The sequence below is a fragment of the Olsenella uli genome (assembly GCF_016899935.1).
Lineage (GTDB): Bacteria > Actinomycetota > Coriobacteriia > Coriobacteriales > Atopobiaceae > Thermophilibacter > Thermophilibacter uli_B.
Genome location: NZ_JACJJK010000003.1, coordinates 95,876 through 108,982, shown reverse-complemented (window position 1 = coordinate 108,982; position 13,107 = coordinate 95,876). Strand labels below are relative to the sequence as shown.

Sequence of the window (13,107 nt, the reverse complement as noted above, 5' to 3'; positions counted from 1 at the left end):
GTGCGGGCGGCGGGCGACAAGAGCGGGCGGGCGCGCCGGGCGATCGCCTTCGACCTCGCCGTTCTTCTCGGCCTTGTAGCGCTCTTCGTGGCGAACCTCTGCCTCGGCAGCGTGGAGACCGCGCCGGCGGAGGTGGCGCGCATCCTTGCCGGCGGGCCCGGCGACGCCTCCACCGCCGCGCAGGTCATCTGGCAGATCCGCCTGCCGCGCGCCGTCGAGGCGGTGCTTCTGGGCGGGGCGCTCTCGCTCTCCGGGTTCCTGCTGCAGACGTTCTTTGCCAACCCCATCGCCGACCCCTTCGTGCTGGGCATCTCCTCGGGCGCCAAGCTCGTGGTTGCGGTGGTGATGATCGTGGTGCTGGGCGCGGGGCAGGTCATGAGCCCAGCGGCGTCCGTGGCGTCGGCCTTTGCGGGGTCGCTGCTCACGATGGGCCTCGTGCTGCTCATCTCGCGGCGCGTGCGCTCCCAGAGCATGCTCATCGTGGCCGGCGTGATGGTGGGCTACATCTGCTCCGCCGTGACCAACTTCCTCGTGGCCTTCGCCGATGACCAGTCCATCGTGAACCTGGACAACTGGTCGCGCGGGAGCTTCTCGGGCGCCACGTGGTCTGACGTGGGGATCGTCGCCGTCGTCGTGCTCGTCATGGGGGCGGCGGTCTTCGCGCTCTCCAAGCCGCTCGGTGCCTACCAGCTCGGCGAGCCCTACGCCAGGAGCGTGGGCGTCAACGTGGGCGCGCTGCGGCTGCTCATCGTGGCCGTGTCCAGCCTGCTCTCCGCCTGCGTGGCCGCCTTCGCGGGGCCAGTGTCGTTCGTGGGCATCGCGGCGCCACACCTGGCCAAGCGCGGCGTGGGCTCGTCGAGGCCGCTGCTGGTCACGCCGGCGTGCCTGCTCACGGGCGCGGCCTTCTGCTGCGGGTGCGACCTCATCGCGCGGACGCTCTTCTCGCCCGTCGAGCTCTCCGTGAGCGCCGTCACCGCCGTCTTTGGCGCGCCGATCGTGATCGCCCTCATGCTCCGCCGGAGCTCCCGATGATGTGGAAGGGGGACAGTCCCCTTTCCACGTTCGCGCTGGAGCTGCGGGGGCTCGAGGTGGGGCACGGCGAGCGGGCGCTCGTGCGCGACGTCTGCCTCGCCGTGCGGCCCGGGCAGGTGGTGGCGCTGATCGGCCCCAACGGCTCCGGCAAGACCACGATCCTGCGCACCGTGGCCGGGCAGCTCCGCGCGCTCGGCGGCGTCGTGGAGCTCTTCGGTCGCCCGCTCGCCGACGTCCCCGCGGCGGAGCGCGCCCGCACCCTCTCCGTCATGCTCACCGGCCGGCCGCAGACCGAGCTTCTCACCTGCCGCGACGTGGCGGAGGCGGGGCGCTACCCGTTCACCGGGCGCCTCGGCGTGCTGGGCGAGAAGGACGAGGAGGCCGTCGCCGCCGCGATGGAGGCGACGGGCGTGGCGGGGCTCGCGGAGCGCGACTTTGCCCACGTGAGCGACGGGCAGCGGCAGCGCGTCCTTCTCGCCCGGGCGCTCTGCCAGGAGCCGCGCGTGCTGCTGCTCGACGAGCCCACGTCCTACCTGGACGTCCGCTCGCAGCTCGACGTGCTCCAGCTGCTGCGTCGGGAGGCGCGCGAGCGCGACGTCGCCGTCGTGGCCTCGCTCCATGAGATCGACCTCGCGCAGAAGGCGGCCGACCACGTGATCTGCATCAAGGACGGTTGCGTCATGTGCCAGGGGACGCCCGACGAGGTCTTCACCGCCGAGCGCGTGGCCGAGCTCTACGACCTGGCCCTGGGCGCCTATGACCCCGCCTTCGGCAGCGTGGAGCTCGCGCGACCGGCCGGCGAGCCCGAGGTCTTCGTCATCGCCGGCGGCGGGTCGGGCGCGGCGTGCTTCCGGCGGCTCGCGCGCGCCGGCACGCCATTTGCCACGGGCGTCCTGCACGAGCACGACGCCGACGGCCTACTCGCGCGCAGCCTGGCCACGCGGGCGGTCTTCGAGCGCGACTTCGAGCCCGTGAGCGCCGAGTCCGTCGCCCGCGCCCGTGAGGTCCTTCTCGCCTGCCGCGAGGTCATCTGCTGCGTGAGCGCGTTCGGAACCGGCAACGCCCGCAACGCCGAGCTCCTCGCCGCCGCCCGCGCCGCCGACCTCCCCGTGCGCCGCGAGGGCTCCTGCCGCAATTAACGCGCACAGATTGCCGTGTGCGTTATTTTTAACTGCAGATATACGCTATCGAAGCAAACTGTGCGCGTTATCTGACGCCGCCGGACCGCCCGCCCGTCACAAACGCATCGATGAGGACTCGGTTGCGGGCAAGCAGAGCCTCCAGCGCGGCGCGCGCCTCGTTGGAGAGCCCCAGGTCCAGAAGGTCGCGCGCCATCTCCACGTTGACGCGGGCGTCGCAGACGTCACCGAGCTCGTCCTGGACGCCTTTCATCCGGGCCCCCTCGGCGACCGCCCGCTCGCCCAGGAGCGCGCAGAAGGCCTCCGCGACGTAGCGCACGCGCTTGGCCCGCTTGCGCAGGGTGTGCACGGCGTCGGCGTCCGTGCGGTCAACGGCGGCGTATCCCTCGTCCACGGTGCGCACCAGCTCGTCAAAGACTGCGAGCACGTCAGCGCGCGTCACGCCGCGCCTGCACACGGAGTCCTTCCAGGGGAGCGCCTTCACGCGCCTGCGGACGCGCCTCAGCGCCCGACGGGTGTGACGCCCGTCCATGACGCCCACCACGCGATTGCGCTCGAGCTCGCGGAGCTCGCCGATCCTCGCGACGAGCTCGCCGCTCGGGGAGCCCAGCGCCCGGACGTCGCGTAGCATCACGTCGTACTCGCGCAGGCGCGAGGTCTCTATCACCACCGAGCGCAGGTCGTCCTGCAGCAGCCGATGACGGCGGCGCTTGAGCAGCGGAGAGACAAACGCCAGCAGGCTCCTCAGCGTGCGGATGGAGATGCGCAGCTTGTGAATGGTCTCCACATCGTCCGGCTTGGCGAGAAACGCGCCCAGCCGTCGGTCGACCTCTTCGCAGGCGTCCTCGAGAACCCTCGTGAGCTCCTTGCGAACGTCACCCATCGCAGCCTCCCTTGCCGTGGCGGAGCCGGTCTTGAGGGAAGTCTACCCAAGCGCGTCGAGCGACTGCATCCAGGCGATGTAGACGCTCGGGTAGTGGCCGTAGAGAACCTGCATGGGATTCACGTCGGCGAGAAGGTCCTTCACGACGCTGGCGCCGCCGCCAAGCGTCGCGAGGTCGTCGGCCGTGGGGATCTCGCGCCCCAGGTCTTCGACCAGCTTGTCCACGTGCTCGCGGTCCTCGGGGACGTAGGGGCTCTCCACGCCCGTGTTGGCCTCGAAGACCTCGCACATGGCCTCGTGCGCCTCGTCGAAGCCCTCGTCTCCGTAGCCGGGCAGCCACAGGTCATTTCCGTAGCGCTCGTAGCCCCAGGAGTTGAGCGGCAGGCGCGGCACCATGTCGCTTGGGTTCATGACGTTGAAGATGTTGTCGTAGAGCGCGTCGCCCGCGTTGTCGAAGGTCGTGACCGTGGGCGTGGCGAAGGTGTAGCAGTAGATGCTCGAGAGCGGCGCCAGCACCCGCAGGCCCTGGCTCATCTCGTCGGCGTACGCGGCGGCGATGTTGGCTGTCGCGGCGCCGCGCGAATGCCCGGTGAAGAGCAGGCAGATGTCGTCGGTGCCGTCGAGGCCGGCCTCCTCGGTGATGCGCGCCGCGAGCTCGTCCACGATCTCGCGCGCGGCCTCCGAGAAGCCCTCGTGCGTGATCTCCTCCATGCCGTAGGCGGCGCTGCCCATGTTGAGGTCGCTCAGCCACTCGGACCCGTAGCTGCCGCGAATCGACACCAGAAAGAGGGTCTTCTCGGCCCCATCCGCGCTGGTCACGCGCTTGGTGGCCACCGAGTAGGCAACGACGTCGTCCGTGCCGGTGATGAAGTCCACGACCTCGTCGAAGATTTCGCTCCGGTACTGGTAGGAGGCCGTGGAGATCTCCTCGAAGCCCAGCTCGGCCAGTGCCTGCTCCATGTAGGCCGGCGAGTTCGAGCCCGCCTGGTAGTACGCGGACTCCGAGTTGGCCACGGCGGAGAGCACCGAGCACGTGGTGGCGAGCTCGTGGTTGTAGATGGTGGGGTCCTGGAAGAACCACTCGTCGTCCCAGGCGACCTCGGTGGAGATGGTCTCGGCGCCCGTGGCCATGCTCGTGAAGTCGATGCTCGCGGTGAAGGCGCCGGTGCGCCCGGTCGAGCCCTCGAGCGCCGCGAACTCGCTCGGGGCCTGGACCACGCCCTCGCCGCGGCTGCGCTGGTCGAGGCGGTGCCACACGGCAATCGCCAGCGCGATGCCGGCCACGACCACAACGATCAGCAGGCCGAGAAGAACGCGCAGCCCCCGGCGCGGCCGACGGGGGCGCGTCATGCGGCATCCTCGAACGTGTCCTGCGCGGCGTCCTCGAGATACGTCTCGTCGACCTCCACGGACGCGGCGAGCTTGGAGCCGTCCACGCGCGCCGAGTCGTCAGGAGTGATCGTCATGGACTCGAAGCGGTGCGCCATGTAGGCGTCGTCATAGTGCTCGGCGTAGAACCGCTCGACGGGCGTGGTCTGCGGGATGCCGGAGAGCCGCTCGAACCAGCAGTCCAGCGCCTCGAGCGTCATGACGCCGTTCACCAGCATGAGGACGGCGCAGAGCGCGGTGAACGAGTAGCGGATCTTCCACGGGATCAGGTTGATCAGGCGCAGCATCCACGGCAGGCAGAGCTTGATCCAGACAAAGCCGAGGACGCCCCACATGCACATGAAGAGCGTGGAGGTGCGGCCGCCAAAGATAACCGCGATCGGGTCGGGGAAGAGCCCGAAGATCGTGGAGCCCGAGTAGTCCCAGGCCACGGCGCCAAAGCCGAACTCCATGAAGAGCGACGTCGCCGCCTCGAAGAGCCCACCGATCACGGCGGAGACCACAAAGATGATCGCAGGGTTGGCCTTGTAGAAGCGGTTGAGCGCGACGGTCATGAGCACCGCACCAAAGCCGTAGATCGGCGAGAACGGGCCAAAGAGCAGGCCCGCGCGATCCTGGATCTCCCCGGGGACCACCACCACGAAGTGATAGACGGTCTCGATCACGAGGCCCAGCACGCAGCAGATCACGAAGACCCAGAACAGGTTGAAGAAGTTGAGCTCGATGTAGCCCTTGCCCTCCACGTCGCGACCGAGCAGGCCCTCCTCGGCCGCCTCGCGCTCCACCATGTCGCGCACGTGGCGCCTGAGGGCGCGCTCCTCGCGCAGGGACGGGTCCACGGTAACAGAGACCGCAATCAGCAGGAGGAGCTGGACGGCGTCGGGGACGAGGGTCGTGTCCACGCCCTGCACCATGATTTTGAGCAAGATCTGGACGACGGACGTCGCGATGAGGACGTGCGACCAGCGCGCCGCGTTACGGCGCCGGCTCTTGCGCAGCGAGCGCCCAAAGACGATCAGCGCGACGCCGTCGACGAAGGTGAGCGCGCAGGAGAGGGCGAGAAGGACCACGGGCAGCGTGGGGTCGGTGCCCACGATGATGAGCGACGGGTCGGTCTGGAGCGCCCACAGCATCAGGGCGCCAAAGATGACGACCGCAAAGAGCGTGTACGCGCCGAGAAGGGCGCAGAAGAGGCCGTAGAGGCGATAGGCGAGCGACACGTTCTTCTCGCCCGACGCATCCGTCGGGGTCTCGGCGGACCGGGTCTTCTTCTCGGCTGTCATAGGGGCTCCTCGAAAGATCGAGACATGGTCGGACAGGCAGCACGATTCTACCGGCCGAAGCCTGCGCCCGAGGCCGCACGGCCCCCTGCCCCCCATGCTCAATCTTTGGTTGAAAGTCGCGCCCGGCAGCGGGCATGCGTTTGACGCCTCGCAGGTCACGTGCCTATACTTCCCCGGTTTTGTCCAGAGAACAAGCGGAAGGACCCCACATGTCCAAGGAGTGCGCCATCGTCAAGGGCACCGGCATCTTCCTCGCCGTCATCGGCCTCGCCTCGCTGGCAATGGCCGCCATCGCCTGGTTCTTCGGCCCCACCGTCGATCTTGGCATCGAGGACGAGGCGGCCATGATCGCCGCGTCGGCCGCCATCCTGTGCGCCATCGGCACGCTCGAGCTGGTCTGTGGCATCCTCGGCGTCGCCCTCGCCGGGCGTCCCAAGCGCCTCATGCCCTTCATCGTCGCCGCGACCATCCTCACCCTCGTCAACCTCTTCGAGGTCTACCTCAAGATCGGCGACGGCACCGGCGGGCCGATCTGGGTCAACCTCCTCTACGTCGCCGTGGCCTTCACCGCGATCGTCAGCGCGTCCCGCGCCATGAAGCAGGCGCAGGACGCGTAGGCGCGCCCTTCGGGAACCCGGGAGGACCGCCATGAACATCCGCCAGCTCACGTTCTTCTACCGTTCCGCGAGCATGGGAAGCTTCTCCGCGGCGGCACGCGAGGAGGGCGTGACGGTCCAGGCGGTCTCCAAGTCCATCCACGAGCTCGAGGAGGAGCTCGGCGGGGAGCTCTTCGTGCGCGACGGTCGGGGCATCCATCTCACGCCCCTCGGCGAGCGTCTGCTCGGGCCGGCGAGCGAGACGGTTGCGAGCTTCGAGTCGTTCCGTCTGCTCGCCGCGTCCCCGCAGGAGAAGCCCCCGGCGCGCGACGACCTCAGGGTCGCCCTCGTGGCGCCACCCTTCTCCAAGCACGGATTCATCTGCGGGGTCGTCTCCCGCCTCATGACGCACGCGCTCAAGGTGAACACGCGCCTCTCCCTCGAGCTGGGAGACCGGGCGCTCGCCGACCTCCGGACGGGGCGCATCGACGCCCTGTTCACGATCGGGCGGCTCGACGCGCCCGGCTGCGTCTGCGCCCCGATCGGCACCGTGACCCCGGGCGTCTTCATGGGGCGCCACCATCCCCTGCGCGACAGACGGCGACTCTCCTTCGACGACCTTGCCCCCTACCCCGTGCTCTGGTCCGACGCAATCGACGGCTTCAACGACACGATCCTCGTCACCTGTCGCCGGCGCGGGCTGGCGTCGCCGCTCGCCCGAGTCGAGACGAACGAGGGAGTCGTCGACTTCCTGGAGAATCGGGACGGGTTCATCATGGGCGTCAACCTCAAGGCGCTCAGCATCAAGCCCTTCGCCATGATGCACGACCTCGACCCCGACGACGCCCCGCCGATCCCCGTGTGCCTGGTGATGCCCGAGGGGGCGCGCCGACCGGAGGCGGAGCGGCTCGACCAGTTCTGCCGCAACGAGTTCTCGCGCATGAAGCACATCCTGAGCTCCGAGGACGCCGCCTGAGACGGAGGCGGCACGAGGGCGGACCCGTTTGTCCCGCCGCACGTCACGGGCACGTGCGACAATGGTCCCCGACGGCCGGTCGTGGGGAGGGTGCCGTGGGAGAGAGGGTCGTGCGCTGGGGAATCGTCGGGGCGGGCAGGATCGCGCAGCGCTTCGCGCGCAGTCTCGCGCGCGAGCCGCGCTCCGAGCTCGTGGCGATCAGCTGCCGGAGCGCCGCCAAGGCGGAGGCGTTCGCGGCCGCGCACGGCGTGGAAGAGGACGGCACTCTCTCCGACGAGGCGCTCGGCGGCGTGGCCGGCTCCGCGCACGCCGCGCTTCTCGCCCGGCCGGACGTGGACGCGGTCTACGTGGCGCTGCCGCCGGCCCTGCACCTCGAGTGGTCCGTCGCGGCCCTGCGCGCCGGCAGGGCCGTGCTCTGCGAGAAGCCCCTGTGCACAAACGTGACGGAGACGGAGCGGCTGGTCCGCGTTGCCGCCGAGACGGGGTCGCTCCTCATGGAGGGGACCAAGACGCGCTTTGAGCCGCTTTACCGGCGCGTCCGCGAGCTGGTGGACGCCAGCGCGATCGGGCGTCTGACGCGCGTGGAGACCCGGCTCTGCAGCGACATGGGGGACCGCGTGGCGAGCGGCGTGGACTATATGTCCGACCCCGTGGGCGGCGGCAACCTGCTCGACTCGGGCATCTACGGCGCCGCATGGCTGGACGACTATCTGACGAGCCCCATCGAGGTTGTGGTCGCGCGGGCGCGCTGGTCGCACGGCGTGGACACGTTCGCGGACGCCGAGCTGCGCGCGGGCGACGTGACCGCGCGGCTGCTCACCGCCTGCGACCAGGGCAGCCCGAGGGACACCGTCCTCGTGGGCACGGAGGGCCGCATCGTCGTGGACGAGATGCACCGGCCCCAGCACGCGCGGCTCGAGCGCGCGGGCGAGAAGCCCGTCGAGCTGGACCTCCCCTATCCCGTGGACGACCTCTACGGCGAGCTCGAGCACTTCGTGGGACTCGTGCTCGCGGGCGCGGCCGAGTCCCCCGTCATGCCGCACGCGACCTCGCTGCGCTGCGCGAGGCTCCTCGCCGACATCCGGGCGCGGATGGCCTGACGGGCGCGCGCCCGGGCGTCGCGTCCCGGCTACCTCAGGACGTAGGCGCTCACGATCTCCGCGTAGTAGGCGGTGTGCGGGGCGTCGTCGGCGTAGTAGCGGTCGCACAGGTCGTCCCGCAGCAGGGCCGGTTCCTGCTCCCGCTCGTAGAGCACGCGGCACTCCAGGGTGAGCGGCAGCTCCGCGACGGCAGGCGCACCGACCTTCTCGCCCTCCACGAGCGTGAGGCCGAGCTCGGCCACCTTGTCCAGGTCGCGGCCGCTCTTGGACCCGCACACGGCGAGGATCTGGCGGACACGCTGGTCGTGGTCCTTCTCGCCCGTGAACAGGGGCACGCTGACCGTGAACTCGCCGGAGCGCTCCAGCAGGCCGTAGGTGAAGCGGCTGCTGCGGACGTACGCCACGAAGAGCTGCGTGCCCCACTCGACGCCCAGCGTGCCCCAGCCTATGGTCATCGGGTTGGCACGGCCGTCCGCCCGGGCGGTGAGCAGCACGCCGCGCGGCAGCTCGCGCAGGATGGTGGGCGCGTACTCGGTGACGTCGATCTTCTCGCGCATGATGGCCTCCGGCTCAACGTAGAATCTGGTTGACCCGATTATAGGAGGGGAGCCGCCATGAAGAGCCTCGAGAACGTCCGCGTGTTCACCCAGAGCGCCGTCCGGATCGTCGGCGCGGCGGGCACCGTTGCCTACTTCGACCCGTTTGCGCTCACCGACGCCGAGGCCGCGCACGACGCGGACTACGTGCTGATCACCCACGCCCACTACGACCACCTCTCGCCCGAGGACTACGCGCGCGTGGCGGGCGAGAAGACCGTGGTCGTGGCACCGGCGAGCATGGCGGGCGAGGTCGCGGGGCTGGGCGCCGCCGCGACGCACCTCCTGCGCGCGGGCGAGAAGCTCGAGCTGCCGGGACTTACCGTGGAGGCCGTGCCCGCCTACAACGTGGAGCCCGAGCGCCTGGGCATGCACCCGCAGGCCAACGGCTGGCTGGGCTACGTGGTCACGCTCGACGGCGAGCCCACGCGCTACTACGTCTCCGGCGACACGGACCAGAACGCCGACAACGAGGCCGTGAGCTGCGACGTCGCGCTCGTGCCGATCGGCGGGACGTACACGATGGACGCGCGCCAGGCGGCGGCCTTCGTGAACGCGCTGCGCCCGCGCGCCGTGGTGCCCACCCACTACGGCAGCATCGTCGGCACCTACGCCGACTTCGACGCCTTTGCCGCCGCCGTTGACCCCGCGATCGCGGTCGTCAGGAAGCTCGAGCGCTAGCCTGCGACGGGACGTTCTTCTCGCCCGCCGCCCGGGCCGCCCGGCTCAAGTGGAGCGAACCGACGTTTTTGGCCTGCCGCGGGCCTCAAAACGTCTGTCTGCTCCACCTGAGCGAGCCAGCCAGCCGAGAAGAGCGGTCCTACAGCGCGTAGAACTCCGCAAGGTCGGCGCCCATGGCCTCGAGCGTGGGCACGTCGACGTAGGCCATGTGTCCGCAGCCATAGAGCTTGTAGCTCACGCGCTCCTTGAGGGCGGGCGGCAGGAACAGGCAGGACATGTCGTGCACCACGTTCCAGTAGGTGGTCGCCGCGTCGTAGCGGCCGCCGAGGATGAGCAGGCGCATCGTGGGGTTGCGCTTCATGGCCACGGCGATGTCGTAGGTGACGTTGGGCGCGGTGGCGGGCTCCTCCGTGCCGGGCTCCTCGTGCGTCCAGTTCCAGGCCACACCCACCTTGCCGTAGTTGCTCACGAGGTAGGTGGGCGCACCGGCAAAGCCGATCTCGTCGAGGTGCGCGCGGAAGGCGGCGTGCCAGACACTCTCCACCGCGTCGTCGGCCGGGTCCTCCGCGGCGAAGAAGGCCGTGGAGCCCTGGACCGGCAGCGGCGCGGCCGAGGTGAAGCGCATGTCCAGGCGCCCCGTGACCAGGCCCTCGTCCGCGAGCAGGCTCCGGCGGAAGGTGTCCAGGTCAATGCGCAGGTTGGCGCGCTCGATCTGCTCGGCGGGAAGACCGATCAGCTTGGAGATGCGCCGCGCCACGGAGGCCTTCTCGCGCGCGGGCAGGCGGTCGCCGCGCAGGAGGGCCGGGGCGTAGACGCGCTCGGTGAAGTCCATCGCGTCCTCGAACCACTGGACCTCGGCCGTGCCCGTGCCGGCACGGCCGAAGTAGCGGGCCGTCGCCGCAAAGGTGGGCAGCATGCCCAGGTAGTAGAGGTCCTCGCCGGGGAGGGTCTGCACCCAGTCGAAAATCGCGGAGAGCATGATGACGCCGCGCACGGGCACGCTCTTCTCGCCCAGGACGCGCATGAGAACGGCGTTGCGGATGGTGCCGTAGGACTCGCCAAAGAGGTAGACCGGCGAGCCCCAGCGGTGGTTGGCCGTGAGCCACGCCACGATCGCGCGGGCAAAGGCGTCCGCGTCGCCGTCCACGCCCCAGACGGTCTTGGGGTCCACGCCCTCGGCGATGGCGGAGTAGCCGGTGCCGAGCGCGTCCAGGAAGACGAGGTCGCTCTGGCGCAGGAGCGTGTGGGGGCTGTCCTCCACGTGCGCGGGCAGGCCGAGGTGCGCGGTGCCGTCCGTGGCCACGCGGCGCGGGCCGATTCCACCCAGGTTCACGGGCACGGACGAGCTGCCCGGCCCACCGTTGTAGCAGAAGGTCACGGGGCGGGCGGCGGCTTCGGTGGCGTTCTCGCCCTCGGACTTGGCCACGTAGGAGAGGCTGAACATCTTACCGATGAGCGAGCCGGTGTCCGTGCGGACGTCGAGGTAGGCGGCCGTGGCCGTGTAGTCGATGCGCTGGCCGGCTGCCTTCCAGGTGAGGTCCTTGCTGGCAGACGCCGGGAGGTCCGGGCGCCCCTCGGCCGGGACGGTGATCACCTCGTCCGCCGTCTTGGCTGCCTGCTGCTGGACGTTCTGCTCGTCTGCCATACTGTCTCCTGACGTCGTTTGCCTGGCCACATGGTAGCGCTGCGGGAGGACACTATGTACGGGAAGGTCGAGACGCTGGAGCTGCTGGACCGCGCGGGGATTGCCTACGAGCTCTACGAGCACGAGGCGGTCTTCACCGTGGCGGAGGCCGTGGCCGCGGGCATCCCCCACCGCGAACTGGGCGCCAAGAACCTCTTCCTGCGGGACGACAAGCACCGTGCGTACTACCTCGTGTGCCTTCCGGACGAGAAGAACGTCCCGCTGCGGGAGATCCAGGAGCGGCTGGGTTCGCGGCGGCTCTCGTTTGCGAGCGAGCAGGACCTGCGGGCGATGCTCGGCCTGGTGCCGGGCTCCGTCACGCCACTCGGCGCGCTGAACGACGCCGAGGGGCGCGTGGAGTTCGTGCTGGACCAGGCGCTCGTTGACGCGGGACGACTGACCGTGCACCCCTGCGACAACACCGCGACGGTCCTTCTGGCCACGGCTGACCTAATCGGGCTTCTGCACGGGCACGGCCACGATGTCCGCGTGGTGGACCTGTAGTCCCCCTCACTCCTCTCGCTCCGCGCGGGCCTCCGCGATCGCACGGCGCGTTGGCTCGAGGGCGTCGGTCAGCTCCTCCTCGGTGGGCAGGCACGTGACGTAGCTCGACGCGAAGAGCCCCTTGCCATCCGCAAGCGCGGAGTACTTGGCCACCGTCCGGTCGGAGCTCGAGCAGAGTATGAGACCGATGGTCGGGTTATCGTCAGTACCCGCGTACTTCTCGTTGAACAGCCGGACGTAGAAGTCCATCTGGCCCACGTCCTTGGAATTGAGCGGGCGAGTCTTGAGCTCGATGAGCACGTAGCACTTGAGCTTGATGTTATAGAAGACAAGCTCAACGTAGTAGCTCGCCTGCTCGCCGTCGAGCCGGTACTGGCGGCCAACGAAGGCGAACCCGCGCCCCAACTCAAGCATGAACTCCTGAAGCCGCGTCATGAGCGCCTGCTCAAGCTGATGCTCGTCAAAATCTGTCCGACCGCCCAAATCAAGGAAGTCCAGGACGTATGGGTCCTTGATGAAGTCGTCCGCTGCCGTCACCGGCTCTGTGCGCTGAATCTCGGAGCGGATAAGCTCGCGCTTCTCGCCCTGCGAGGAGAGCAGGCGCTCGCGGTAGAACGTCGCAATCTGATGGTCGAGCTGACGAGAAGTCCAGTGCTCGTCAGCCGCAGCGTTCATGTAGAACTCACGCTGCTCCTGGTTAGGAATGCGCATCAACCTGCGGTAATGCGTCCAGCTCAATCGTGCACGCAGTGCGTGCACTTTTGGAAACGTCAGATAGAACTGCTGCATCTGGTAAAGGTTCCTTTGAGTAAACCCCTTCCCATACTCTGCTGTCAGTCTCTCCGCCAGATACTGCACCAAGTGCTTCCCGTACTCAGCGCGCCCGCCCGTTGCCTCCACGATCTGGCGACCAATCTCCCAGTACGCCTCGACCATAGCGCTGTTGACAGCACGCTCCACCTTCCCGCGCGCAGACTCCAGCGTCTCGCGAACAGATACGTAGACCTGCTCGTCGTTCTTCTCATCAAACTGCTCAATAGACTTCTTGTCCATAGCTGAACCCCCGTCTCACCCACGGCAAATCAACCTGCACAGACTGTGAGCTCCGGACTTTGCGGGTGCCGGAAGACGGGGGCGCGTGCCCGCCCGGGAGCTCCAAGTGTGACCAGTCCCCGTTGCCCCTGGTCACCCGCCGGCACGTACCATCGGGGGCCTCCGTGCCGCTCTTGTCGCCCTCGTACCTT

The 13,107-nt window shown here is 69.1% G+C and carries 13 protein-coding genes; 7 read left to right on the top strand and 6 right to left on the bottom strand.

Annotated elements, in window-relative coordinates:
- Positions 1-1,032, top strand: coding sequence for an iron chelate uptake ABC transporter family permease subunit (locus H6A07_RS03570; RefSeq protein WP_204813559.1), 1,032 nt, complete (start codon positions 1-3; stop codon positions 1,030-1,032).
- Positions 1,029-2,171: an ABC transporter ATP-binding protein gene (locus H6A07_RS03565; RefSeq protein WP_204813558.1), complete on the top strand. Its 1,143-nt coding sequence runs from the start codon at positions 1,029-1,031 to the stop codon at positions 2,169-2,171. Before H6A07_RS03570 ends, H6A07_RS03565 begins: the two co-directional genes overlap by 4 nt.
- 67 nt (positions 2,172-2,238) lie before the next feature.
- On the opposite strand, the gene H6A07_RS03560 is transcribed toward H6A07_RS03565, so the two are convergent.
- From H6A07_RS03560 to H6A07_RS03550, 3 genes are read right to left on the bottom strand one after another with little or no spacing between them, the layout of a single operon-like run.
- Entirely contained in the window at positions 2,239-3,054 is an 816-nt protein-coding gene (locus tag H6A07_RS03560) for a CHAD domain-containing protein (RefSeq protein WP_204813557.1), read from the bottom strand.
- Between the two features lie 42 nt (positions 3,055-3,096).
- On the bottom strand, positions 3,097-4,404 hold the full coding sequence (locus tag H6A07_RS03555; RefSeq protein WP_204813556.1) for a lipase family protein: 1,308 nt from the start codon (positions 4,402-4,404) through the stop codon (positions 3,097-3,099).
- The gene (locus H6A07_RS03550; RefSeq protein WP_204813555.1) at positions 4,401-5,726 is read right to left on the bottom strand and encodes a putative ABC transporter permease; all 1,326 of its coding nucleotides are present in this window, start codon (positions 5,724-5,726) and stop codon (positions 4,401-4,403) included. The genes H6A07_RS03555 and H6A07_RS03550 overlap by 4 nt, the downstream gene beginning before the upstream one ends.
- A gap of 209 nt (positions 5,727-5,935) precedes the next feature.
- Between H6A07_RS03550 and H6A07_RS03545 the strand changes: the two genes are divergently transcribed.
- The 3 genes from H6A07_RS03545 (at position 5,936) to H6A07_RS03535 (ending at position 8,398) form a co-directional block, all read left to right on the top strand.
- Entirely contained in the window at positions 5,936-6,343 is a 408-nt protein-coding gene (locus tag H6A07_RS03545) for a hypothetical protein (RefSeq protein ID WP_204813554.1), read from the top strand.
- A 31-nt stretch (positions 6,344-6,374) separates the two neighbouring features.
- Positions 6,375-7,298 carry a LysR family transcriptional regulator gene (locus tag H6A07_RS03540; protein WP_204813553.1) on the top strand — a complete coding sequence of 308 codons (924 nt, stop codon included), beginning with the start codon at positions 6,375-6,377 and terminating at the stop codon, positions 7,296-7,298.
- Between the two features lie 95 nt (positions 7,299-7,393).
- A complete protein-coding gene (locus H6A07_RS03535; RefSeq protein WP_204813552.1) occupies positions 7,394-8,398 on the top strand; it encodes a Gfo/Idh/MocA family oxidoreductase in 1,005 nt (334 codons plus the stop codon).
- A 29-nt stretch (positions 8,399-8,427) separates the two neighbouring features.
- Here the strand turns inward: H6A07_RS03535 and H6A07_RS03530 are convergent, their stop codons facing one another.
- The gene (locus H6A07_RS03530; protein WP_204813551.1) at positions 8,428-8,955 is read right to left on the bottom strand and encodes a flavin reductase family protein; all 528 of its coding nucleotides are present in this window, start codon (positions 8,953-8,955) and stop codon (positions 8,428-8,430) included.
- A 57-nt stretch (positions 8,956-9,012) separates the two neighbouring features.
- Between H6A07_RS03530 and H6A07_RS03525 the strand changes: the two genes are divergently transcribed.
- On the top strand, positions 9,013-9,675 hold the full coding sequence (locus tag H6A07_RS03525; RefSeq protein ID WP_204813550.1) for an MBL fold metallo-hydrolase: 663 nt from the start codon (positions 9,013-9,015) through the stop codon (positions 9,673-9,675).
- Positions 9,676-9,814: 139 nt separating this feature from the next.
- Here H6A07_RS03525 and H6A07_RS03520 read toward each other — a convergent pair whose 3' ends face one another.
- Complete coding sequence (locus tag H6A07_RS03520) at positions 9,815-11,320, bottom strand: S10 family peptidase (protein WP_204813549.1); 1,506 nt, start codon at positions 11,318-11,320, stop codon at positions 9,815-9,817.
- Between the two features lie 54 nt (positions 11,321-11,374).
- Between H6A07_RS03520 and H6A07_RS03515 the strand changes: the two genes are divergently transcribed.
- Positions 11,375-11,863 carry a prolyl-tRNA synthetase associated domain-containing protein gene (locus H6A07_RS03515; RefSeq protein ID WP_204813548.1) on the top strand — a complete coding sequence of 163 codons (489 nt, stop codon included), beginning with the start codon at positions 11,375-11,377 and terminating at the stop codon, positions 11,861-11,863.
- A gap of 6 nt (positions 11,864-11,869) precedes the next feature.
- On the opposite strand, the gene H6A07_RS03510 is transcribed toward H6A07_RS03515, so the two are convergent.
- Positions 11,870-12,916: a PDDEXK nuclease domain-containing protein gene (locus H6A07_RS03510; protein WP_204813547.1), complete on the bottom strand. Its 1,047-nt coding sequence runs from the start codon at positions 12,914-12,916 to the stop codon at positions 11,870-11,872.
- Positions 12,917-13,107 lie beyond the last annotated feature (191 nt).